This is a genomic window from Mesorhizobium sp. M1E.F.Ca.ET.063.01.1.1 (genome assembly GCF_003998155.1).
Lineage (GTDB): Bacteria > Pseudomonadota > Alphaproteobacteria > Rhizobiales > Rhizobiaceae > Mesorhizobium.
In genome coordinates, this window is the sequence record NZ_RZSC01001004.1 from 1 (window position 1) to 1,766 (window position 1,766).

The window sequence follows — 1,766 nt, forward strand, 5'->3', positions numbered from 1 at the left end:
TGGGACAGGTCTCCGGGCTGAAGGAGGCTCTGGACAAGCAACGTGAAGCCACTGTTGCTCTGGCCCGCGACCTGGCCGCCGCGCGCGCCGACAATGACAAGCTCAGGGCTGAGCGCCGCAGCGCGCAGATTGAGCCGCCACTGAAGCCGCACTCTGGCCGCGCATCGGCCGGCACAGGCGAGATGAAGGCCGTCAGTCAGAAGACTGCGCGCAGCAAGGTTCGAAAGTCGTCGCGCGTGATCCGCGTGCGTTCTATCGCGCTTCCCTTTTCCCTCCGGCCAACACACTCGACGTTGGATTGAGCCCAAATGACTGGGAAGCTCGCGTTGAAGGCTCTGATCCTTGAGAGCGTCGGCGAGGCGTTCCGTGCTGTGCGCTATGTCAGCCCGATCACGCTGCCTTTCGCGTTCAATTCGCACCCGACTTGCGCCTGACGCGTCTCCCCACTGCCTTGATGTGCATAGTCGATGCTGACCTGAACGGGGGCCGAGATCGTATCTGGGCCCAACCGATTTAGGGGACCTGCGCTGCTGACGCGCACACTGGTTGCGCCAAACTGGGCGGCGGCCTGCTCGATTGCGTCATGGCAGGCCCGAACGACGTTATCCGGGACGCCCGGCAGCGCTTCGATTGGATAGACCGCTGGTGGAATAGCGATGTCTTCGGAAGGCTGCAGGGCGGGCGGCAGGTCGAGTGACTGTCCGCCGTCTGAAGACGGGGCGACCGTGGCGGCTTTGGCGGCCGTAGTTGGTGACACTGTCCCCATTGTAATGGTGCTGATCCCGTCTCCCTCCGACGGTGGGGCCGACGGTGGATCGCTGCTGGGGTCGCCGGGATCGCCGCCAGGTCCTTTGGGCGGGCCGCCGTTGTGGCCGTCGTCGTTTTGGCTGCCAGGGTCATGACCGCCGTCCTGACCGTGATGGCCGCCACCATCATGCCCTCCGCCATGCTGGCCGCCGGCTGCGGCTCCTGCGTAAGCTACCGCGACTGAGCAAGCGAATACGAAACATGCCAAGCTGGATCCTGGGGATTGGCGCACGGTAACCTCCAAAGGTGCGTCGGCCCGGCCATCCTTCCGCGGCATGCGGTCAGAACGGCGCAACCGCCGGTGTCCCCAGGCAAAACTCGCGACCTCGGCGCCCGCGGAACTAACTAGGGGATGAATCCGGTGTATCAAGGACGGGGGGCGTGGCGATGCCTGGCATCACCCATGGCTGAGGAAGGAGGCGGTTATCGTTGGGCCGCCTTGGTCCGACGGCTATCCTTATCCACGTACATCGCCCGTCCGCTGCTACCAAATCGTCGATTGCGGCAAAAAATCCGTCGCCAAATGCAAGAGGATTTCCGCTCCGATCTGCGAAGGGCGATAAAGCAATTTGGGCTCGAAGCCTCGCTACAACGCGGGGTCATGCGCTGCATTGTAGCGCTCGCTGTCATCTTGGCAGGATTTCTCGTCTGGATCGCCATCCGTCACTGACAGCCCGGCCACCCAAGCAGCCGGGCCAACTGTCACTTGTTGCCGGCTTATGTGACTAGCGTCTAGGCAGGGATGGTGCCACGTCCTACCACCCCAAGTGGATTATCTGGGAAAGATCGGCGATGTCGCCATAGATCATCGAACCTTTGACGAGAAAACACTTGCCATCCAGGACCTCGAAGAGCGGACTTGACGCCGTGCAAACCGGTGGAATCTTGCGGCCCCCGGCTTCGGCATAGCCGACGCTGATCGCGAGGATCGCGATAGTAATGAGAGTGGTCTTGCTCAT

At 62.6% G+C, this 1,766-nt stretch carries 2 protein-coding genes and 1 pseudogene; 2 read left to right on the forward strand and 1 reads right to left on the reverse strand.

Annotated features, from left to right (window positions below):
• Window positions 1-302: pseudogene (locus EOA29_RS35325) on the forward strand (hypothetical protein); the annotation flags it as partial.
• Window positions 303-308: 6 nt separating this feature from the next.
• Complete coding sequence (locus EOA29_RS43920) at window positions 309-434, forward strand: hypothetical protein (protein ID WP_281059625.1); 126 nt, start codon at window positions 309-311, stop codon at window positions 432-434.
• 1,128 nt (window positions 435-1,562) lie between these two features.
• Here the strand turns inward: EOA29_RS43920 and EOA29_RS35335 are convergent.
• Window positions 1,563-1,766: hypothetical protein (locus EOA29_RS35335; protein ID WP_126093382.1), on the reverse strand; the 204-nt coding region annotated here is incomplete at its 5' end.

Coding starts and splice junctions, on each gene's coding strand:
- EOA29_RS43920 (WP_281059625.1), top strand. CDS start 309: ATGACTGGGAAGCTCGCGTTGAAGGCTCTGATCCTTGAGAGCGTCGGC.